Genomic DNA, 18,678 nt, shown 5'->3' with positions numbered 1-18,678 from the left:
ATTCATTTCTGATATATACGATCATGCTGACGCACCGTCATATCGAGGTTTTCCGCGCGCTGATGGTCACCGGCAGCACGACCCGGGCGGCCGAGATGCTGTACACGTCGCAACCGACGATCAGCCGCGAGCTCGCGCGGATGGAGCAGGTCGTCGGCTTTGCGCTGTTCGAGCGCGCGCACGGTCGGCTGCGTCCGACGATGGCCGCACTCACGCTGTTCGACGACGTGCGGCTCGCGTATGTGGGGCTCGAACGCGTCGCGGCGACGGCCGCGCGCCTGCGCGAGTTTCGCGACGGGCAATTGTCGGTGATCGCGCTGCCCGCGTTCTCGCATGCGATCCTGCCCGGTGCGTGCCGGCGCTTTCACGACGCGCATGCGGGCGTCAGCGTGTCGGTCGCGACGCAGGAGTCGCCGGTGCTGGAGGAGTGGTTGACCGCGCAGCGTTACGACCTCGGGCTGACCGAGCACGATGTCGCGCCGGCCGGCACCGTGCTCACGCCGCTGCTGGAAGTCGACGAGGTGTGCGTGCTGCCCGACGGTCATCCGTTGCTCGCGCAGGACGCGATCGACCTGCTGGATCTCGCCGACCGTCCGTTCGTGAGCCTGTCACTGAACGATCCGTACCGCATCCTGATCGACGAGGCGTTCGCGCAGCTCGGCGTCGCGCCGCGCTCGGTGGTCGACACGCCGTCGGCCGTGTCGGTATGCGCGTTCGTGCGGCAAGGGCTCGGGGCGGCGATCGTCAACCCGCTCACGGCGCTCGATTTCGTCGGCCGGGACCTGCACGTGCGGCCGCTGACGCGTTCGTTTCCGTACCGCGTCAGCCTGATCGTGCCCGAGCACCGGCCGAAGAACCTGCTCGTCGACGCGTTCGCCGATGCACTGCGCGGCGAAGCGAAGGCGATCCGCCGCCGGCTCGCCGCACACCTCGGCTAGCGGCATCGCCGTATGATGGGCGCTTCACCGCCATCGCCGTCATTTCTCCGGAATCCCGTCATGACCGACGCATCGTCTTTCCTCGAACAACCGACCCTCACCGGCGAACGTGTCGTCCTGCGCCCGCTCGACGCATCCGATCGGCAGGCGCTGCTGGACGCCGCGGCCGACGGCGCGTTGTGGGACCTGAAGGTCACGGTCGTGCCGGGTGTGCAGACGGTCGACGCCTACATCGATACGGCGTTGCAGGGGCGGGCGGCCGGCACCGTGATGCCGTTCGTGATCGTCGATCGCGCATCGGGCCGCGCGATCGGCAGCACGCGCTTCTGGAAGATCGATCGCAAGAACCGCAAGCTCGAGATCGGCCATACGTGGCTGAGCGAATCGGCGCAGCGTACGCGTGCGAATACCGAAGCGAAGTGGTTGCTGCTGGCTTATGCGTTCGACACGCTGCAATGCGTGCGCGTGCAGTTCACGACGGACGAACTGAACGAGCGATCGCGGGCGGCGATCCTGAGGCTCGGTGCGAAACAGGAGGGCATCGTGCGCCACGAACGGATCATGCCGGATGGCCGCAAGCGCAACTCGGTGCGTTTCAGCATCATCGACGACGAATGGCCGGAAGTGCGGGCGCGGCTCGAGGCGAAGCTGGCGACGTAACGCGGGACGCTTGATGCTTGACGTGCGTCGCGCGGCCGGCAGCGGAGGCGGCCGCGCGACGGCGGGGGAAACGGTGCGCCGCGCACGTGGCGCGGCGCGGCATCGCAGCGGTTACTGCGCCGATGCGAGGTGATGACGCTGCGCGAGCTTCTGCGCGTCCGCGTAGTGCGCCTGCAGGATCGGCAGCGCCTGGCGGGCGACTTCCTTCAGCTTGGTGTCGCGGCCCGACGCGATTTCGGCCTGGAATGCCGAGATAGTCTTCTGCTGGCCGGCGAGCGCGACCTGTTCGATATACGCCTTGTCGAACTCGGCGCCTCGCAGGCTCTTGATGCTGTTCAGCACGGTCGTGTCGGGGTCGTTGGCCGGCACGTCGACGCCGCGCGGGCTCGCCGCGCGCATCGCCTGGATGATCTTCGCATCGTCGGTCGACACGCGTTGCGCGAATGCCTTGACCTGGCTGTCCGACGTGCGCGAATCGGCGATGCGCGCGGCGTCGTGCTGCGTCGACACGGTCTTCGTGCCGTCGGTGATGAAGGTCTGGTCGGCTTCGTGGATGCGCGTCGCGGTCGCGGCCGGCGCGGCCGGCGCGGCCGGCGCGGCCGGCGCGGCCGATGCGCCGGGCGCCGGCTGCGCGGTTTGCGCGGTCGCCGTCACGGCGACGAGAAGCAGGCCGGCGGCAGACAAGGCAACGCGCGAAATGTGGGGGAAGCGGTTCATGGGGACCTCCTTTCGATCGGGGCTCTGGTTGAAAAACGGATCGTGCGATCCGTCGCTGTGCGAGAGAGACCGGGCGCGCCCGGACCGGAATCGACCGCCGCTCTGCCGCGGCGTCGGTCGAAGTGTTTCCCGGCCCGACTGATTCTAGGAGAGCGGTCGGGTAGCAGGTGCAACCGTGCTGTGGCTTGTGTAACGGTTGGTAAGACGATTCGGTCGGCATGCGCGCAGGCAGGTAGCGCGTACCTGATGCGCATGCCGTGGCGGCAATTTTTGCGTGCGCGTGGCGCATGCAATGCATGAGATGCGCGTGCGTGTCATCGGCATTTGACGGGCGTGATGGCGTCGCGCGAGTGGGCTGCGTCGGTGCGTGGCGTGCGTGAAAGCGCTATACGCGCTCGAGCAGCGCATCGAGGCGCGGCAGCAACGGCATCGCGCAATGCGCCTGCAACGCGTCGGGCGCCGTGTAACCCCACGCGACGCCCTGGAACGCGATACGTGCGCGCCGTGCCGCGTCGGCATCGCGGATTTCGTCGCCGACGTACAGCACTTCGTCGGCGCGCACACCTGCCTCGCGAACGAGCGCGCGCAGCCGGCGCGCCTTGCCGAACAGCGGAATGCCGCATGCGAAATGGTCGACGCACGCGCCGGCATGCGGGCCGAGCCGGTCACGCACGATTTCCTCGGTATTCGACGTGGCGATCGCGATGCGGACGCCGCGCGCGGCGAGCGCGTCGAACGTTGCGTCGACGCCGGGAAACAATTGCACGTTCGCGACGCGCGGCCGCATCAGGCGGCGCATGTCGATCGTTACGCGCGGCACTTTCCACATCGGCACGTCGAGCGCGCGGATGATTTCGCGCGCCGACATGCCGCGCAGCGCCGGGCGCAGTTCGGGCGTGGCGTCGCGAAAGCCGTGCAGGCGTGACGCTTCCGACAGCGCGGCGAGAAAACTGTCGAGCGAATCGGCGAGCGTGCCGTCGAAGTCGAAGGCGATGAGGCGGTAGGTCATCAGGCGAGGCGTCGGAGGCTGAACGTGACGAAGGTAGTTGGCGCCGTGCTACTCGTAATGGTAGCGGCAGGACACGATGCTGATCTGAAGGTCGTCAGCCTCGTAGACCAGACGGTTCGTATCGTCAATACGGCGCGACCAGAAACCGGAGAGATGGGCCTTCAGTGGTTCGGGCTTGCCGACGCCTTCGAACGGCGTTGGCCGGGTTTCGCGAATGAGCTGGTTGATGCGCTTGAGCGTCTTGCGATCCTGCCGTTGCCAGTAGACATAGTCGTCCCATGCATCGGAAGTGAAAAGCACGCGACGTACGCTCATTCATCATCCTCGGCGAGCTTGTGTTCCTTCGCCTTGCCCTTGCGCAGTTGCGCGATCGAACGGTCGAGATGAGCGACGTTGGCCGGCGAGCGCAGCAAGTGGACCGTCTCCATCAGGCTGTCGTAATAGTCCTGCGACATGATGACGGCGTTCGGCGCATCGCGGCGCGTGATGAGCGTCACGTCCGCATCGTCGACGACCTGGTCGATGACGGTCTTCAGATTGCCGCGGGCATCGGAAAAATGAATCGTGCGCATGGTACGCCTCACTTGTACGTATAACGGTACAAGCGTAGCGCTAACCGAGTATATGTACAAGATATCGTACATGTCTTGAGGCGCCGTGCGGCAGGGCGACGCGCATCTGTTCTCCCGCGGCGTCGCGGCCATCCCCTTGTCCCCCACCCGACAGCGCGGTATCGTCGATGCTCCGCCTTCCGCCCCTCGAACCGGAGAACCGACGTGCCCCCAGCCACCTCCGCCACGCTGAGATTTTCCACCGACAAGCGCGAACTCGACGTCGACGCGATCTTCGACTTCCTGCATCGCGATGCATATTGGTCGCAGGGCATTCCGCGCGACGTGGTCGAGCGGGCCATCGAGGGTTCGCTGTGCTTCGGCGCGTATGTCGGCGGCCGGTTCGTCGGTTTCGCGCGGCTCGTCACCGATCATGCGACGTTCGCGTACCTGTGCGACGTGTTCGTGCTGCCGGCCGAACGCGGCAACGGCTACGGCCGCGCGCTGATCGACCATATATTCGCGCAGGAGTGGGTGCAGCGCCTGCGCCGCATCATGCTCGTGACGACCGATGCACACGAACTGTACCGGCCGGTCGGTTTCGGTCCGTCCGCGAACCCCGAGCGGCTGATGGAGATTCGCCGCCCCGATATCTACACGAAACGCTGACGCGCGGCGCAGCGCATACAATACGCGCTTTCCGTTTTTGCCGAAGAGAAGCACACCATGACCGAACAGGAAGCCGAACAGCTCGCGACGCACCGCCACTACAAGGGCGGCCTGTACCGCTACATCGGCGTTGCCCGCCATTCCGAAACCGAGGAATCGGTGGTCGTCTACGAGCATCTGTGGCCGCACGCGCGCGGCCTCTGGGTGCGGCCGGAAGCAATGTTCAACGGCAATCTCGAAGACGGCACGCCGCGTTTTCGCAAGCTGCGCGACTGAGCGGGCGGGCGGCGCCTCAGCCGCCGTCTAGCCGGCGCCGCCCGGCTTGTCGTGCGGCGCCTGTTGCCGCAGCGCCATCGCAAAGAAGCGCCGGATTTCATCCATCAGTTCCGCGCGGGCCGACGCGAAATCGAACGCACGCCGGTTTTCGTGCGCGTAGCGCCGGCGCCAGTCGTCGGCCGCATGCCGCGCTTCGCGTGCGCGCAGATCGTCGAGTTCGGGCGTGCGCAGCGCGTGATCGGCGATCAGCGTCACGCCTTCGCGGCTGACTTCCAGCACGCCGCCCGCGACGAGCAGGCGGCGATGCTCGCCGGTCGGCGCATCGACGAGCATCACGACGCCCGGCCGGATCCGCGTGAGCAGCGGCGCGTGGTGCGGGTAGATCCCCAGTTCTCCACTTTCCCCCGGGACGACGACGAAATGCGCGTCGCCGGCATACAGCACCGCTTCCACGCTCACGATGTCGAGCCGCATCGACGTCTTCATGCGTACTCCTTCAGACTGCCGCCGCGCCGGCGACGATTTCGCACAGCTCGGTGGTGATCTGCGCCTGTCGCGTCTTCTGGTACAGGTGCCGCAGTTCGCGCAACACGCGGTCGGCGTTGTCCGTCGCGGTCTGCATGCTGAACATCCGCGCGCATTGCTCGCACGCGTAGTTTTCGACGACGGCCTGATAGAGCGTCGCCTCGACGTAGCGCAGCAGCAACGTGTCGACGACCGGCTTGGGCGCGGGCTCGTACAGATAATCGGATGCGGCCGCGCCGTCGGTCGGCGCGCCGGTGTCGAGCCCCGCGATCGGCAGCATCGCGTCGATGCGCGGCTCGTACGCGAGCGGGCTCGTCAGCCGGTTGTACGCGACGTGCACTTCGTCGAGCTCGCCGTTGACGAACGCGGTCAGCGGCACGAGCAGCGCCCCGAGCAACTGCTCGAAGTGCGGCTCGGCGGCCAGGCCGCCCGCACGGGCCGCGATGGTCGCGCCGTGGCGCAGCAGCGGCGCGAGGCCGCGCGCGCCGATCACGCTCAGTTCGCAGGCGACGCCGGCCCGGTCCCAGCGTTCGAGCGCATTCACGCATTCGACGAGCAATCGCGCATTGAGCGGGCCGCACAGCCCGCGATCGGTGCTGACGACGATCAGGCCGACGCGGCGCACGGTATCGCGGCGCGCCATCAGCGCCGATACGTGGTCGGGGCGGTCGCGCAGCACGCGTTCCGCCATCGCGCCGATGCGCGCCGCGTACGGGCGGAACTCGCGCGCGCGTCGCTGCGCGCTCGCCATCTTGGTGCGCGCCATCATCTCCATCGCCTTGGTGATCTTGCGCGTGGACGAGGTGCTGGCGATCTTCGAGCGGATTTCGCGTGTGTGCATGTCAGGGGGGAGGCGTCGCGGCCATCCGGATGTCATCGTGCGACTTCATGCTATCGGGACTTCACCTGAAACGATTGACTGAAATCAAACGACTTCGCCCGGTCCCGCACCAGAATCCGTTCACGTGATCCTTGCGAAGGGGCAGTCGATGACCGATGTACGCACGCATCAGAAATACGAAGCGCTGATCGCGCGTTGCCGCGCATTGCGCCCGGTGACGGTCGCGGTCGCGCATCCTTGCGACGAGGTATCGCTGCACGCGGCGGCCGCCGCCGCTCGGGCCGGCATCGTCGTGCCCGTGCTGGTCGGCCCGGTGGCGCGGATCACGATGCTCGCCGCGACGCTGGGTATCGACCTGTCCGGCTATCGGCTCGTGGATGCGCCGCACAGCCATGCGTCGGCGGCGCGCGCGGTCGAACTGGTGCGCGCGGGCGACGCGCAGGCGCTGATGAAGGGCAGCCTGCACACCGACGAGTTGCTGGCGGAAGTGGTGCGCGCCGATACGGGGCTGCGCACCGGGCGGCGCCTGAGCCACGTGTTCATCATGGACGTACCGACTTATCCCAAGCCGCTGTTCATCACCGACGCGGCCGTCAATATCCGTCCGACGCTCGAGCAAAAGGCCGACATCGCGCAGAACGCGATCGATCTCGCGCATGCGCTCGGCATCGCCCGGCCGAAGGTGGCGATCCTGTCGGCGGTCGAGACGGTCAGCTCGAAGCTGCCGTCGACGCTCGACGCGGCCGCGCTGTGCAAGATGGCCGAGCGCGGCCAGATCACCGGCGCGCTGCTCGACGGGCCGCTCGCGCTCGACAACGCGATCAGCCCGGAGGCCGCGCGGCTCAAGCATCTCGGTTCCGCGGTCGCGGGCGATGCGGACATCCTGCTCGTGCCCGACCTCGAGGCCGGCAACATGCTCGCGAAGGAACTGACGTTCCTGGCGAATGCCGATGCGGCCGGCATCGTGCTCGGCGCGCGCGTGCCGGTGATCCTGACGAGTCGCGCCGACAGCGAACGCACGCGCCTGGCGAGTTGCGCGGTCGCGGCGCTCGTCGCGGCGGCGGCGCGCGCGACGGCGGCGCCCTTAGCCGCGCCGGCGCTTGCCGCCGACGCACGCTGACGGGGCCGCGATGCGACATCCCGTCCTGGTGCTCAACGCTGGCTCGTCGAGCCTCAAGTTCTCGGTCTACGACACGCGCGAGGATCGTTCGCTCGATGCGGGCCTGCACGGGCAGGTCGAGAACCTGCATGACACGCCGCATCTGTTCGTGGCCGACGCGCACGGCACGACGCTCGCCGACAGCCCCGTCGCGCAACCGGGGCATCAAGGCGCGATCGAGGCGCTGCACGCGTGGTTCGCCGCTCATGTCGGGCGCGAGGCCGCGTTCGACGGCGTCGGGCACCGGGTCGTGCATGGCGGCCCGTATTTCACCGCGCCGGTGCGGATCGATGCGCGCGTGCTCGATGCGATCGCGTCGCTTTCGCCGCTCGCGCCGCTGCACCAGCCGCATCACGTCGACGCGATTCGCGCGGTTGCCGCGGTCGCGCCGAACCTCCCGCAGGTCGCGTGTTTCGACACCGCGTTCCATTCGACGGTGCCGGTGCTCGAACGGGAGTTCGCGCTGCCGCGCGCGCTGACCGAGCAGGGCATCGTGCGCTACGGGTTTCACGGGCTGTCGTACGAGTACATCGCGACGGCGCTCGCGGCCCTCGATCCATCGTGGGGGCGGCACCGGACGGTGATCGCGCATCTCGGCAACGGCGCGAGCCTGTGTGCGCTCGCGAACGGCCGCAGCGTCGCGACGACGATGGGGTTCACGGCCGTCGATGGGCTGCCGATGGGCACGCGCACGGGCGCGCTGGACCCCGGCGTGATCCTGTACCTGCAGCGTCACGCAGGCCGGTCACTCGACGAAGTCGAGCATCTGATCTATGCCGAATCGGGCTTGCTCGGCGTGTCCGGCGTGTCGAGCGACATGCGCACGCTGCTCGCGAGCGACGCACCGTCGGCCGCGCACGCGGTCGAGCTGTTCGCCTATCGCGCGGCCCGCGAACTCGCCGCGCTGGCCGGCGTGCTCGGCGGCCTCGACACGCTCGTGTTCACGGCGGGCATTGGCGAGCACGCGCCGCGCGTGCGTGAACGGATCTGCAGCCGTGCGGCGTGGCTCGGCATCGTGCTCGACGACGCGGCGAACGCCGCCGGCCTGCCGGTGATTTCGGGCGACGCGTCGCGCGTGACGGTGCGCGTGATCCCGACCGACGAGAATCTGATGATCGCGCGGCACACGCGCCGTGTGCTGGACGATGCGATCCCTTCCACGCCGTATCCGACCCGGTGAGACCTTCGATGACAGCACGCGACACGCTTTCCCCTGCCGCCAGCGCTCTCGCGCTGCCGATTTTCTGGCCGATGGCCGCCGCCAACGCGATGTTCGCGGCCGGCGCCGAGATCGCGGCGCGCAATCTCCGCTTCCTTGCGGAAGAGGAGAAGCTCCATTTCGAAGCGCATCCGGCGCTGGCGTCGCCGAACCGGCCGTTGCTGGAACTGCGCACGATGACGTTTCGCGACTATTCGGCCGCGCCGGCGCACGGGCTGCCGACGATCGTCGATGCGCCGTACGCGGGGCACAGCGCGATGATCGCCGACTACCAGCCGGGGCAGAGCCTGATGCAGACGCTGCGCGAGCACGGCGTGACGCGTCTGTACCTGACCGACTGGCGCTCGGCCACCGAGGACATGAAGGATCTCGAGATCGACCAGTATCTGGCCGAACTGAACGTGTGCGTCGACGAACTCGGCGGCCGCGTGAATCTCGTCGGGCTGTGTCAGGGCGGCTGGATGTCCGCGATGTACGCGGCGCGTTTCCCGCACAAGGTCGCGAGTCTCGTGCTGGCCGGCTCGCCGATCGACACCGACGCGGGCGACGGCCCGATCAGGCAGATGGTGCACACGTATCCGACGTCGTTCTACGAGGAACTCGTCACGATGGGCGGCGGGCTGATGCGCGGGCGCTTCATGCTGCGCGGCTGGAAAAACATGCATCCCGACCAGCACTATCTCGCCGAGCACGTCGACCTGTACGAGCATCTCGACGATCCCGAATACCTGCGCAAGCGCGAGGTGTTCGCGAACTGGTACGAAAGCCCGATCGACCTGCCGGGGCGCTGGTACCTGCAGGCGATCGTGCAGATCTTCAAGGAGAACCGGCTCGCGAAGGGCACGTTCGTCGCGCTCGGGCGCACGCTCGACCTGAAGGATGTCGCGTGCCCGGTCTATCTGCTCGCCGGCGAGGCCGACGACATCACGACGCCGGAGCAGGTGTTCGGGGCGCGCGATCGTCTCGGCACGCCCGCGTCGCGCATCGAGAGCCGGCTCGTGCCGGGCGGCCATATCGGCCTGTTCATGGGGACGCGCACGCTGAAGACGGTGTGGCCGGACATTGCGCAATGGATCGCGGCGCAGCGCTAGGCCGGCGCGGATCGTTACGGAGAGCGACATGACGTTGCGACACAAGCGCGGGCTCGTCGTCGGCATCGCGAACGAACAGAGTATCGCGTGGGGATGCGCGCGCGCGTTTTGCCGGGCGGGCGCGACGCTCGCGGTGACGTGGCAGTCGGACAAGACCCTGCCGCACGTCGAGCCGCTGTTCGCGCAACTCGACGCGCCGATCCGGATGCCGCTTGACGTCGGGCGGCCGGACCAGATGGCGGCGGTGTTCGACGCGATCGCGGCGCAATGGGGCGAGATCGACTTCGTGCTGCATTCGGTCGCGTATGCACCGAAGGCGGACCTGCACGGCCGCGTGGTCGACAGTTCGCCGGAAGGCTTCTCGCTCGCGATGGATACCTCGTGCCATTCGTTCATCCGGATGGCTCGGCTCGCCGAGCCGCTGATGACGCGCGGCGGGAGCCTGATGGCGATGAGCTATCTCGGCGCGGAGCAGGTCGTCGCGAATTACGGGGTGATGGGGCCGGTCAAGGCCGCGCTCGAAGCGAGCGTGCGGTATCTGGCGGCCGAACTCGGCGGCGCGGGCATTCGCGTCAACGCGATTTCGCCGGGCGTGTTGCCGACCCGCGCGGCGTCGGGCCTGCCGGACTTCGGCCGGCTACTCGACGACACCGCGCGCCGGGCGCCGCTGCATCACGCGCTGGACATCGACGACGTCGGCGCGTTCTGCGCGTTTCTTGCCGGCGACGGTGCACGGGCGATCACGGGCGGTACGCACTATATCGACGCCGGCATGCACATGCTCGGCTAGGGTCGACGCAAGCCCGTTATTGGCGTGAACAGGGCTTGACGCGCCGGCTGCACGCAGCGTTCAGGTGCGCGCGAATGCCTGCACGAGGGCCGGCGGCGCGTGGGCGACCGTCACCTCCGGCGTGCCGTGCCACGCCGCGAGTTTCTTCACGGCTTTCGCGACGTCGGCCGCGAGCCCGGCGCCGAAGCGCACGCCCGGCTCGACGTGCACGGCCTTCAGTTCGAACGTGCCGAGCGTGCGATGCGCTTTCGCATCGACGCGGCCCACCAGCCGGCCGCGATGTAGCACGGGCAGGCAGAAATAGCCGTAGCGCCGCTTGTGCTCGGGCGTATAGCACTCGATCGTGTAGTCGAACCCGAACAGCGTCGACGCGCGCCGCCGGTCCCAGACGACCGGATCGAACGGCGACAGCAGCGTCGTGACCGTCGAGCGCAGCGTGTCGGCCGCGGCGGCCGGCAGCAGCGCATCGAGCGAGCGATGCACGTAGGCCGGCTCCTTCCAGTCGTCGATCCGCACCGGAATCAGGTCGCCGGCCTCGGCGAGCCGCTCCAGCTCCGCGCGGTACGAGCGGCGCGGCAGCCGATAGTAGTCGGCCACCCAGTCCGCGCGCACGACGCCGAGCGCGCGGCACGTGTAGTCGAGCAGCGCGGGCAGCACGGCCTCGCGCGGCGGCAGGTCGCGCGCATCGTCCCAGTCGGGCAGCACGCGTTCGCGCACGTCGTACACGCGCTGGAAATTGCGGCGCTCCGACACCATCAGGTCGCCCGTCGTGAACAGCACTTCCAGATGACGCTTTTCGGGCTTGCGATCCCACCAGCCGTTGCCCTTCACGCCGTGTTCGCGTGCGAAATCGGCCGACCGCACCGGGCCTTCTTCGCGAATCCGCGCAAGCAGCCGTTCGATCTCGGGACGATTCTGCTCATGCCATTCGGCCGCGTATTTCCAGCCCATTCCCGACGGGTCGAGCATTTTGTAGCGCATCAGCCCGAACTGCTCGATCGGCAGAAAACACGCTTCGTGCGACCAGTATTCGAACAGGCGCGCCTCGGCGAGATGTTCGTCGAGCCAGTGCGGCGGGAAATCGCCGAGACGGCTGTACAGCACGAGATACGGGCTGCGCGCGACCACGTGGATGGTGTCGATCTGCAACTGCGCCATCCGGCGGATCGTGTCGAGCACGTCGGACTTGGTCGCCTTGCGGCGGGGTGGCGTGAGCAGGCCCTGTGCGGCGAGATGCAGGGCGCGGGCGGCGGCGGACGAAAGCGTGAGCATCGGCAGGACGGTCGAGGGTGGCGATCGGGAACCACTTTAGCGCGAAAGCGGCGCGCGCGCGCGACGTGCGGCTGCAACGCGTCTGACAATGGTTGACAGATACGTTTCGCAAGTTTCCCTATAGTGCGGTTCATGGCGCGACGACACGTGCGCGCACCGATTCCGCTTCCGACGCACATATGTCCATGGCACGCAGGAAGCGAATCCGGGATTCTCAACCCCCATCGAGAGACCCGGAGCCCTGAGCGGACATCCATGCGGCTATGCACCGGCCCCGTGTGGATGTCCGCTGATTTTTTTGTTTTTCCGGTTTTTCCTCCATTGCCCGCGACAGGTCATGCCGCGGCGCTCGTCTGTCCGGGCCGCAGCGCGCGGGACAGGTCGTAGTGTTTCGCCGCGCCGTAACGCGGCGAACCGAAGTGCCAGTCGTAGTTGCCGCGAATGTACGTCCGGGCCTCGTCGAGCAGGCGCAGCGACGCACGATCGTCGGTGCGCGCGCGCACCTTTTTTTCCAGATCGAGATAACGCGCCAGATAGCCGTTGTGGATGTCCGCCGCCGCGTCGAGCGCGGCCTGCGGCGAGAGCCCGCGTTCGTGTATCAGCACGCACACGAGATTGCTGCTCGACTCGCCGGCCTCCTTCGGATACGAGAAGATATCGTTGCACAGGCACAGGATCGCGTTGGACAGCCTGCGCAGGCGCTCGACCGCTTCGTCGGCGTAGAACGCGGCCGGCGCTTCGTAGCCCGCGGCGATATCGATCAGCGCGAACGCACCCTCGCCGCAGCCGTTGTACGTGCGACCGGACAGGTATTCGGCCTCGCCGGGCACGACGTCGGTCGCGAACCGGCCGGCTTCCCACAGCGTCGAGAACAGGAACGTCATCATCCCTGCCACCCAGCGGGCGTACTGCACGCGCGTGGACACGGCGGCGATACGCGCGCATATGTCCTGCGTCGCGCGTTGCAGGGCGGGCAGGAACGCGGCCAGGTGCGGCAGGCGCGCCGCCAGCGCGGCGCGCAGCGGCGCGGGGTCATGGCCGGTCGGATCGGCGATCATTTCGTAAAGCCACAAGTAGAGGGCACCGAGCTCGCCCGGGGCGCGCGCGACGCCGTGCAGGCTGCACAGGCCGTCGTCGATCGCGAAGATCCAGCCGTAAGCGCGGGCGGTCGTGCACAGTCCGTCGAAGGACGAATGCGCATAGACGCGCGCGCAGTATTCGCCGACCTTGCCGTGACGGATGCCGTGCGCCCAGCGCGGATCGTCGAGCAATCCGTGGCTGTTCATCCACGCGTACAGGTCGGCTTCGGCGCGCTCGGCATCGGGATGCACGGGTGTTTCGAACGGGTGGAACAGGTGCGGCAGCACCAGCGTGGGCGCCGCGGCTTCGGCGGCAACGGTTTCGACGGTGGACATGGCGTACCTCGCGGATGGCGGGTGGCAACAGGTGTCGTGAGGAGCGCGCCGGCCTACTTGCCGAACCGGCGCGCGCGCTTGCCGTACGCATCGATGGCCTGTTCGAAATCGTCGCGTCCGAAATCGGGCCAGCACGTCGGCGTGAAATAGAACTCGGAGAAAGCGGTTTGCCACAGCATGAAATTCGACAGGCGCTGTTCGCCCGACGTGCGGATCACGAGGTCCGGCTCAGGCTGGCCGGCCGTATACAGCCGGCTCGCGATCGACTCCGGGCTGAGTTGCGCGAGCAACTGATCGACGGTGCCGGCCGCGACGTGCTCCGCGATCAGCGAGCGGACTGCGTGCAGCAGGTCGAGGCGGCCGCTATAGGCGACCGCGATGTTCACGTCGAGCCCGCGCGCGTGGGCCGTGCGTTGCTGCGCGGCGCCGATGCGCTCGGCCGTGGCGGGCGGCAGCTGCGTCAGGTCGCCGATCACGTGCAGGCGCCAGCGGCCGCTGGCGGCGAGCTCGTCGAAGACGTCGGCGATCACGGCGAGCAGGCCGCGCAATTCCCCGGCGTCGCGCTCGAGATTCTCGGTGGACAGCGGCCACAGTGTCACGAGCGGGATCCCGGCTTCCTCGCACCACGACAGCAGCGCATGCACGTTGCGTCCGCCGGCCCGATAGCCGTCGGCGGCCGGCAGGCCGAGGCGCTCCGCCCAGCGCCGGTTGCCGTCGAGAATGACGGCGAGATGGGTCGGCAACGGCGGCCGGGCCGCATCCGGTTCAGCGGGCGAGTCGATGGCGAATGTTTCCGGCGCGCGCAGAATCAGCTCTCGAGTCATGGAGACTCCTTCGAGGCGAGATAGCGATCGAAACGTGAAACAGCGGATGGGATGGTTATCGCGACTGCTGCAATCCGGCGGGGGGATTCTGTTCGCGCCGATGCGAGCGACCATTATCGATCAATGGATTTCGGATTATCAAGTCGTTCGCATGCACGATATCGGGGCGCCCGGGCGCGCAAGCGGCCGAGCAGGCGTGGCGCGGCGCCGGCGGATATCGAAAGCGGTGATGCGCGATCGATTTTCGAGCCGATGTTATTTCGGCAAGGGGATTCGGCGAGCGGTTTGTGTGTTTCGCGCGATTGAATAAATCGCGGAACTGGAAAATAAAAACGACGTAATACCCGGACGATCGATTGCGGCGAAAACGCTTCCGCCGCAATCGATCGGCGGCCGTTTACTGCCGCTTGCCGCGCGCGATTTCGTCGCCGGCGCCGGGCGGCAGCCGCCGCGTGATCGGAATCGACGCGAACGAGCACAGCCCGACCACCAGGAACGCGGGCCAGAAATCCGACCACACCATCGCCTGATGGCCCTGGAGCCAGTGCGACACGTGCAGCACGAGGCCGGCCACCGTGACGCCCAGGCCGAGCGACATCTGCTGCACGACGCTGCCGAGGCTCGTCGCGCGGCCGGCGTCGCGCGGCGAGATGTCCGCATAGATCATCGAATTCAGGCTCGTGAACTGCAGCGCGGGGAAGATGCCGCCGACGAGCACGATCAGCCAGATCGCCCAGGTCGCCATGCCGGGATGGAATACACCGTATGCGGCGATCGCGAGGCCCGCGAATGCCGCGTTGTAGATCAGCACCGTGCGAAAGCCGAAGCGGCGCAGCGTATGCGTGGCCGTCGAGCGGCTGACCGCGCCGCCGAGCGCGGACGCGCACGTGATGAGCCCCGAGTGGAACGCGCTCATGCCGAGCCCTTCCTGCAGCGCGAGCGGCAGCAGGAACGGCACCGCGCCGAGGCCGATGCGGAACAGCGACCCGCCGACGACGCTCGCGTGGTAGGTCGGGATCTTCAGGAAACCGAGGTCGAGCACGGGGCGCGTCTTGCGGCGCGCGTACGGCACATACAGCGCGAGCATCGCGGCGCCGGCCGCGCACATGATGATCGCGTTCGAGCGCGACGTGAGCGAGCCGTCGATCAGCGTGAGGCCCATCAGCAGCAGTGCGGCACCGCTGGCCGACAGCAGGAAGCCGAACCAGTCGAGCGGGCCCGGATCGGGTTCGTGCGTGTTCGCGATGTGCTTGCTCGCGAGGTAGATTCCGTAAAGGCCGATCGGCACGTTGATGAAGAAGATCATCCGCCAGTGCAGGTAGGTCGTGATGAAGCCGCCGACGAGCGGCCCGACCGTGGGCCCGAACAGCGCGGGAATCGCGAGGTAGTTCATCGCGCGCACGAGATCGGCGCGCGGCACCGCGCGGAAGATGATGATGCGGCCGACCGGGACCATCATCGCGCCGCCGACGCCCTGGATGAAGCGCGCGAACGTGAGCACGCCGAGGGAGTTGGATGCCGCGCACATCAGCGAGCCGACGACGAAGATGCCGATCGCGGTGCGGAACACGGAGCGGGCGCTGAAGCGGTCGGCGAGCCAGCCGCAGATCGGGATGAACACGCCGAGACCGACCACGTAGGCCGTGATCGCGATGTTCAGCGTGACGGGGTTGTGCCCGAAGTCCCTCGCCATCGCAGGCAGTGCGGTGACGATGATGTTCGCGTCGACGCTTTCCATGAACAACGCACAGGCAACGATGAGCGGTGCTAGAAAGACGGGCGACATGAGGAGGGCGCGCGGTAAAGACGCCATTATGCCCATAATGTGAGCGCTGCGTCACGTATGACAACAGTTGTTCCGCATGTTGCAACAGTCGTCTTTTCCGGCTGAGGGTGCGGAAAGAACGACTGCGCGCATGCGGTCGATGTGCCGCTTGTGCGTGCTGGATGCACTGCTCGACTGATGAACCACGCAGCGTCGCCGTGGCGACGCGCGTGCGTATTTTCGAGGCCAGACAGTATGTCGACGCAGTGATTTCCTCCGAGCGGCGTTTCATCCGGCGCGTCGGCCGGCCATGTCGATTCCTTTTGACGGTGCGGCGGTGCGTTTCTAAAATATGAGCACTTGCTCATATTCAAAAGCCGCCTTCCCGCCATGTCCGAATCGTCCTCGCGCATCCCGCTTTTGCCCCGCAAGGCGCCGCGCCAGCGCCGCTCGATGGCCACCGTCGATGCGATCGTCGAGGCCGCCGCCCGCGTTCTGGAGCGCGACGGCTTCGATGGCTACACGACGAATGCCGTGGCCGCGCTGGCCGGCGTGAGCATCGGCTCCCTCTATCAATACTTCCCGAACCGCGATGCGCTGACGGCCGCGCTCGTCGAGCGCGAGAGCGCGCATCTGCTCGACGACGTCGACCGCGCGGCCGCGCGGTCGTCCTGCGACGACGTGCTGCGCGCGCTGGTGCGCGGGGCCGTCGCACACCAGATGCGCCGGCCGGCGCTCGCGCGGCTGATCGATTTCGAGGAGGCGCGGTTGCCGCTCGGCGCGCGCACCGCGCGCGTCGCGGACCGCATCCACGCGACCTTGCTGCATGCGCTTGGGCTGCGCGATGCGCCACGCGTCGCCGCGCCCGACGTGGTCGCGCACGATCTGCTCGCGATCGTGAAAGGCATCGTCGATGCGGCGGGCGCCCGCGGCGAGACCGATGCCGATGCGCTCGAAGTGCGCGCGTGGCGGGCGGTGCACGGTTATCTGCGGGAGTCGCGCGAATCGAAACTTGCTTGACACGCATGTTTCGTGCGACAGTCGGGCCCATTCACACCACAACATGACGCGTATCGATCGAAGGCCATCGAGACGAACGCGCGCGCGAACGAGACCTCGTGCCGATCCACTCACCATTCGAAAGGAGGGGACACGCCATGACGTCACGTCGTGCCGCACCGCTTGCATCTCGTTTCTCGTCGCGTCAGTCGCCGCCCGCGCCGCGTCTGCGCTGGGCCGCCGCGCTGGCCATCGCCTATCTCGCCGTCGCCGGCTGCGCCGCGCAGGCCGACAATGCGCATCAGGCCGCCGCGCAAGCGGCCAGCCAGTCGGCGTTGCCGGCCACCACCGCGGCCGCTTCCGCGCCCGTGTCGGGCACGCTGCTGCCGCCGCCGAGCCAGCTCTACGGCGACCTGTTCGTCGCGGTGCAGACCGCGCAGCTCTATCCTGACCAGAAGACCTTCGTCGACGCCACGCCCGACACCGATCCCGCGACGATCGTGCAGTTGTATCAGCAACAGAAATCGCAGCCCGGTTTCTCGCTGAAGGCGTTCGTCGACCAGCATTTCACACCGCCCGCGGCAGGCGGCGTGACGCCGCCGCCGAACCAGACGCTGCGCCAGCACATCGACTGGCTGTGGCCGCAGCTCACGCGCACGAGCGTCACGGCGCCCCCGTACAGTTCGCTGATTCCGATGCCGAAGCCGTACGTCGTGCCGGGCGGCCGCTTCCGCGAAGGCTACTACTGGGACACCTATTTCACGATGCTCGGGCTGCAGGTGTCGGGGCGCGAGGATCTCGTCGACGACATGCTCGACAACTTCGCCTACCTGATCGATACGGTCGGGCACATTCCGAACGGCAATCGCACGTATTATGCGAGCCGCTCGCAGCCGCCGTTCTTCGCGTACATGGTCACGCTCGCCGCACGGGTCGAAGGCGACAAGGTCTACCAGAAATACCTGCCGGCGCTGCGCAAGGAGCATGCGTACTGGATGCAGGGCGAAACCACGACGCCGCGCGGGCAGGCCGCGCGCCACGTGGTCACGATGCCCGACGGCGCGGTGCTGAACCGCTACTGGGATGCGAGCGACACGCCGCGCGACGAATCGTATCTCCAGGACGTGACGACCGCGAAATCGGTGCCGTCCCGTCCGGCGAACGAGGTGTACCGCGACCTGCGCGCGGGCGCCGAAAGCGGCTGGGACTACAGCTCGCGCTGGTTCGGAGACGGCAAGACGCTCGCGACGATCCGCACGACCTCGATCGTGCCGGTCGACCTGAACAGCCTGATGTTCCATCTCGAGACGACCATCGTGAAGGGCTGCGCGCTCACGCGCGACATCGGCTGCGTGGCCGATTTCTCGGCGCGGGCTGGACGGCGCGCGGCCGCGATCAATCACTACCTGTGGAACCGCCGCGGCTATTACGGCGACTATGACTGGCAGTTGCGCAAGCCGCGCGACGGCGTGACGGCGGCCGCGCTGTATCCGCTGTTCGCGGGCGTGGCGTGGCCGGAGCGCGCGAAGGCGACCGCGCGCGAAGTGCGCAAGACGCTGCTGCAGCCGGGCGGCCTCGTGACGACGACCGAGAACACGGGCCAGCAATGGGATGCGCCGAACGGCTGGGCGCCGCTGCAGTGGATCGCGATCGACGGGCTGCGCCGTTACGGCGAACCGGCGCTCGCGAAGGACATTGGCACGCGATTCCTGGCCGACGTGAAGCAGGTGTACGCGACCGAAGGCAAGCTCGTCGAGAAGTACGTGGTCGAAGGCACCGGCACGGGCGGCGGCGGAGGGGGCGAATATCCGTTGCAGGACGGCTTCGGCTGGACCAACGGCGTCACGCTGAAACTGCTCGGGCTGTACGGCGAATAATGTGTAGTGCGCGGGAGGGGCCGCATGCCCGTACCGCAGGCCACCGCACGGGCCGGACCGTCGCGCAAGCGGCCGGCCGGC

At 67.8% G+C, this 18,678-nt stretch carries 20 protein-coding genes; 10 read left to right on the top strand and 10 right to left on the bottom strand.

Annotation, left to right across the window (positions count from 1 at the left end; translation table 11 throughout):
- The first annotated feature begins 23 nt into the window (after positions 1-23).
- Both LGM42_RS28345 and LGM42_RS28340 read left to right on the top strand, forming a co-directional pair.
- The gene (locus LGM42_RS28345) at positions 24-938 is read left to right on the top strand and encodes a LysR family transcriptional regulator (RefSeq protein ID WP_059639790.1); all 915 of its coding nucleotides are present in this window, start codon (positions 24-26) and stop codon (positions 936-938) included.
- Between the two features lie 60 nt (positions 939-998).
- Positions 999-1,598, top strand: coding sequence for a GNAT family N-acetyltransferase (locus LGM42_RS28340; RefSeq protein ID WP_226234006.1), 600 nt, complete (start codon positions 999-1,001; stop codon positions 1,596-1,598).
- 111 nt (positions 1,599-1,709) lie between these two features.
- Here LGM42_RS28340 and LGM42_RS28335 read toward each other — a convergent pair whose 3' ends face one another.
- The 4 genes from LGM42_RS28335 to LGM42_RS28320 form a co-directional block, all read right to left on the bottom strand.
- Positions 1,710-2,315: a DUF4142 domain-containing protein gene (locus LGM42_RS28335; protein ID WP_226234005.1), complete on the bottom strand. Its 606-nt coding sequence runs from the start codon at positions 2,313-2,315 to the stop codon at positions 1,710-1,712.
- A 385-nt stretch (positions 2,316-2,700) separates the two neighbouring features.
- Positions 2,701-3,324, bottom strand: coding sequence for an HAD hydrolase-like protein (locus LGM42_RS28330; protein ID WP_226234004.1), 624 nt, complete (start codon positions 3,322-3,324; stop codon positions 2,701-2,703).
- A gap of 48 nt (positions 3,325-3,372) precedes the next feature.
- Entirely contained in the window at positions 3,373-3,639 is a 267-nt protein-coding gene (locus tag LGM42_RS28325; protein WP_226234003.1) for a Txe/YoeB family addiction module toxin, read from the bottom strand.
- The gene (locus LGM42_RS28320) at positions 3,636-3,896 is read right to left on the bottom strand and encodes a type II toxin-antitoxin system Phd/YefM family antitoxin (protein WP_226233996.1); all 261 of its coding nucleotides are present in this window, start codon (positions 3,894-3,896) and stop codon (positions 3,636-3,638) included. Before LGM42_RS28320 ends, LGM42_RS28325 begins: the two co-directional genes overlap by 4 nt.
- 204 nt (positions 3,897-4,100) lie before the next feature.
- Between LGM42_RS28320 and LGM42_RS28315 the strand changes: the two genes are divergently transcribed.
- Both LGM42_RS28315 and LGM42_RS28310 read left to right on the top strand, forming a co-directional pair.
- The gene (locus LGM42_RS28315; protein ID WP_060311647.1) at positions 4,101-4,544 is read left to right on the top strand and encodes a GNAT family N-acetyltransferase; all 444 of its coding nucleotides are present in this window, start codon (positions 4,101-4,103) and stop codon (positions 4,542-4,544) included.
- Between the two features lie 57 nt (positions 4,545-4,601).
- Entirely contained in the window at positions 4,602-4,820 is a 219-nt protein-coding gene (locus LGM42_RS28310) for a DUF1653 domain-containing protein (protein ID WP_006480837.1), read from the top strand.
- A 27-nt stretch (positions 4,821-4,847) separates the two neighbouring features.
- Here the strand turns inward: LGM42_RS28310 and atpC are convergent, their stop codons facing one another.
- Both atpC and atpG read right to left on the bottom strand, forming a co-directional pair.
- Positions 4,848-5,306, bottom strand: a complete 459-nt coding sequence (atpC, locus tag LGM42_RS28305) for an ATP synthase F1 subunit epsilon (protein ID WP_059584674.1) — start codon at positions 5,304-5,306, stop codon at positions 4,848-4,850.
- 10 nt (positions 5,307-5,316) lie between these two features.
- Complete coding sequence (gene atpG / locus LGM42_RS28300; protein WP_099317684.1) at positions 5,317-6,186, bottom strand: ATP synthase F1 subunit gamma; 870 nt, start codon at positions 6,184-6,186, stop codon at positions 5,317-5,319.
- A 148-nt stretch (positions 6,187-6,334) separates the two neighbouring features.
- On the opposite strand from atpG, the gene LGM42_RS28295 reads away from it, so the two are divergent.
- From LGM42_RS28295 to fabI, 4 genes are read left to right on the top strand one after another with little or no spacing between them, the layout of a single operon-like run.
- Positions 6,335-7,306: a phosphate acetyltransferase gene (locus LGM42_RS28295; RefSeq protein ID WP_226233994.1), complete on the top strand. Its 972-nt coding sequence runs from the start codon at positions 6,335-6,337 to the stop codon at positions 7,304-7,306.
- Positions 7,307-7,316: 10 nt separating this feature from the next.
- On the top strand, positions 7,317-8,525 hold the full coding sequence (locus LGM42_RS28290; RefSeq protein ID WP_226233989.1) for an acetate/propionate family kinase: 1,209 nt from the start codon (positions 7,317-7,319) through the stop codon (positions 8,523-8,525).
- 8 nt (positions 8,526-8,533) lie between these two features.
- The gene (locus LGM42_RS28285) at positions 8,534-9,655 is read left to right on the top strand and encodes an alpha/beta fold hydrolase (RefSeq protein ID WP_226233987.1); all 1,122 of its coding nucleotides are present in this window, start codon (positions 8,534-8,536) and stop codon (positions 9,653-9,655) included.
- A 28-nt stretch (positions 9,656-9,683) separates the two neighbouring features.
- Entirely contained in the window at positions 9,684-10,445 is a 762-nt protein-coding gene (fabI, locus tag LGM42_RS28280) for an enoyl-ACP reductase FabI (protein ID WP_226233985.1), read from the top strand.
- A gap of 60 nt (positions 10,446-10,505) precedes the next feature.
- Here fabI and LGM42_RS28275 read toward each other — a convergent pair whose 3' ends face one another.
- From LGM42_RS28275 to LGM42_RS28260, 4 genes are all read right to left on the bottom strand, one after another.
- Complete coding sequence (locus LGM42_RS28275; RefSeq protein ID WP_226233983.1) at positions 10,506-11,717, bottom strand: winged helix-turn-helix domain-containing protein; 1,212 nt, start codon at positions 11,715-11,717, stop codon at positions 10,506-10,508.
- Between the two features lie 335 nt (positions 11,718-12,052).
- On the bottom strand, positions 12,053-13,132 hold the full coding sequence (locus LGM42_RS28270) for a terpene synthase family protein (RefSeq protein WP_099317680.1): 1,080 nt from the start codon (positions 13,130-13,132) through the stop codon (positions 12,053-12,055).
- Positions 13,133-13,185: 53 nt separating this feature from the next.
- Positions 13,186-13,956: a polyprenyl diphosphate synthase gene (uppS, locus tag LGM42_RS28265; protein ID WP_226233981.1), complete on the bottom strand. Its 771-nt coding sequence runs from the start codon at positions 13,954-13,956 to the stop codon at positions 13,186-13,188.
- A 397-nt stretch (positions 13,957-14,353) separates the two neighbouring features.
- Positions 14,354-15,742: an MFS transporter gene (locus LGM42_RS28260; protein WP_059584688.1), complete on the bottom strand. Its 1,389-nt coding sequence runs from the start codon at positions 15,740-15,742 to the stop codon at positions 14,354-14,356.
- A 369-nt stretch (positions 15,743-16,111) separates the two neighbouring features.
- Here LGM42_RS28260 and LGM42_RS28255 point away from each other — a divergent pair, with 369 nt between their 5' ends.
- Both LGM42_RS28255 and treA read left to right on the top strand, forming a co-directional pair.
- The gene (locus LGM42_RS28255) at positions 16,112-16,741 is read left to right on the top strand and encodes a TetR/AcrR family transcriptional regulator (protein ID WP_226233979.1); all 630 of its coding nucleotides are present in this window, start codon (positions 16,112-16,114) and stop codon (positions 16,739-16,741) included.
- Between the two features lie 137 nt (positions 16,742-16,878).
- The gene (gene treA / locus LGM42_RS28250; protein WP_226233977.1) at positions 16,879-18,597 is read left to right on the top strand and encodes an alpha,alpha-trehalase TreA; all 1,719 of its coding nucleotides are present in this window, start codon (positions 16,879-16,881) and stop codon (positions 18,595-18,597) included.
- The last annotated feature ends 81 nt before the right edge of the window (positions 18,598-18,678 follow it).

The organism is Burkholderia sp. AU39826 (genome assembly GCF_020419965.1).
In the GTDB taxonomy this organism is placed as follows: Bacteria; Pseudomonadota; Gammaproteobacteria; order Burkholderiales; family Burkholderiaceae; genus Burkholderia; species Burkholderia semiarida.
Note: the sequence above shows the minus strand (reverse complement) of the source record. Positions and strands in the feature narration are given on the sequence as shown.

Excerpts from the sequence above, each read along its gene's own strand:
- LGM42_RS28345 (WP_059639790.1), top strand. The coding sequence starts at position 24 with ATGCTGACGCACCGTCATATCGAGGTTTTCCGCGCGCTGATGGTCACC.
- LGM42_RS28340 (WP_226234006.1), top strand. The coding sequence starts at position 999 with ATGACCGACGCATCGTCTTTCCTCGAACAACCGACCCTCACCGGCGAA.
- LGM42_RS28335 (WP_226234005.1), bottom strand. The coding sequence starts at position 2,315 with ATGAACCGCTTCCCCCACATTTCGCGCGTTGCCTTGTCTGCCGCCGGC.
- LGM42_RS28330 (WP_226234004.1), bottom strand. The coding sequence starts at position 3,324 with ATGACCTACCGCCTCATCGCCTTCGACTTCGACGGCACGCTCGCCGAT.
- LGM42_RS28325 (WP_226234003.1), bottom strand. The coding sequence starts at position 3,639 with ATGAGCGTACGTCGCGTGCTTTTCACTTCCGATGCATGGGACGACTAT.
- LGM42_RS28320 (WP_226233996.1), bottom strand. The coding sequence starts at position 3,896 with ATGCGCACGATTCATTTTTCCGATGCCCGCGGCAATCTGAAGACCGTC.
- LGM42_RS28310 (WP_006480837.1), top strand. The coding sequence starts at position 4,602 with ATGACCGAACAGGAAGCCGAACAGCTCGCGACGCACCGCCACTACAAG.
- atpC (WP_059584674.1), bottom strand. The coding sequence starts at position 5,306 with ATGAAGACGTCGATGCGGCTCGACATCGTGAGCGTGGAAGCGGTGCTG.
- atpG (WP_099317684.1), bottom strand. The coding sequence starts at position 6,186 with ATGCACACACGCGAAATCCGCTCGAAGATCGCCAGCACCTCGTCCACG.
- LGM42_RS28295 (WP_226233994.1), top strand. The coding sequence starts at position 6,335 with ATGACCGATGTACGCACGCATCAGAAATACGAAGCGCTGATCGCGCGT.
- LGM42_RS28290 (WP_226233989.1), top strand. The coding sequence starts at position 7,317 with ATGCGACATCCCGTCCTGGTGCTCAACGCTGGCTCGTCGAGCCTCAAG.
- LGM42_RS28285 (WP_226233987.1), top strand. The coding sequence starts at position 8,534 with ATGACAGCACGCGACACGCTTTCCCCTGCCGCCAGCGCTCTCGCGCTG.
- fabI (WP_226233985.1), top strand. The coding sequence starts at position 9,684 with ATGACGTTGCGACACAAGCGCGGGCTCGTCGTCGGCATCGCGAACGAA.
- LGM42_RS28275 (WP_226233983.1), bottom strand. The coding sequence starts at position 11,717 with ATGCTCACGCTTTCGTCCGCCGCCGCCCGCGCCCTGCATCTCGCCGCA.
- LGM42_RS28270 (WP_099317680.1), bottom strand. The coding sequence starts at position 13,132 with ATGTCCACCGTCGAAACCGTTGCCGCCGAAGCCGCGGCGCCCACGCTG.
- uppS (WP_226233981.1), bottom strand. The coding sequence starts at position 13,956 with ATGACTCGAGAGCTGATTCTGCGCGCGCCGGAAACATTCGCCATCGAC.
- LGM42_RS28260 (WP_059584688.1), bottom strand. The coding sequence starts at position 15,742 with ATGTCGCCCGTCTTTCTAGCACCGCTCATCGTTGCCTGTGCGTTGTTC.
- LGM42_RS28255 (WP_226233979.1), top strand. The coding sequence starts at position 16,112 with ATGTCCGAATCGTCCTCGCGCATCCCGCTTTTGCCCCGCAAGGCGCCG.
- treA (WP_226233977.1), top strand. The coding sequence starts at position 16,879 with ATGACGTCACGTCGTGCCGCACCGCTTGCATCTCGTTTCTCGTCGCGT.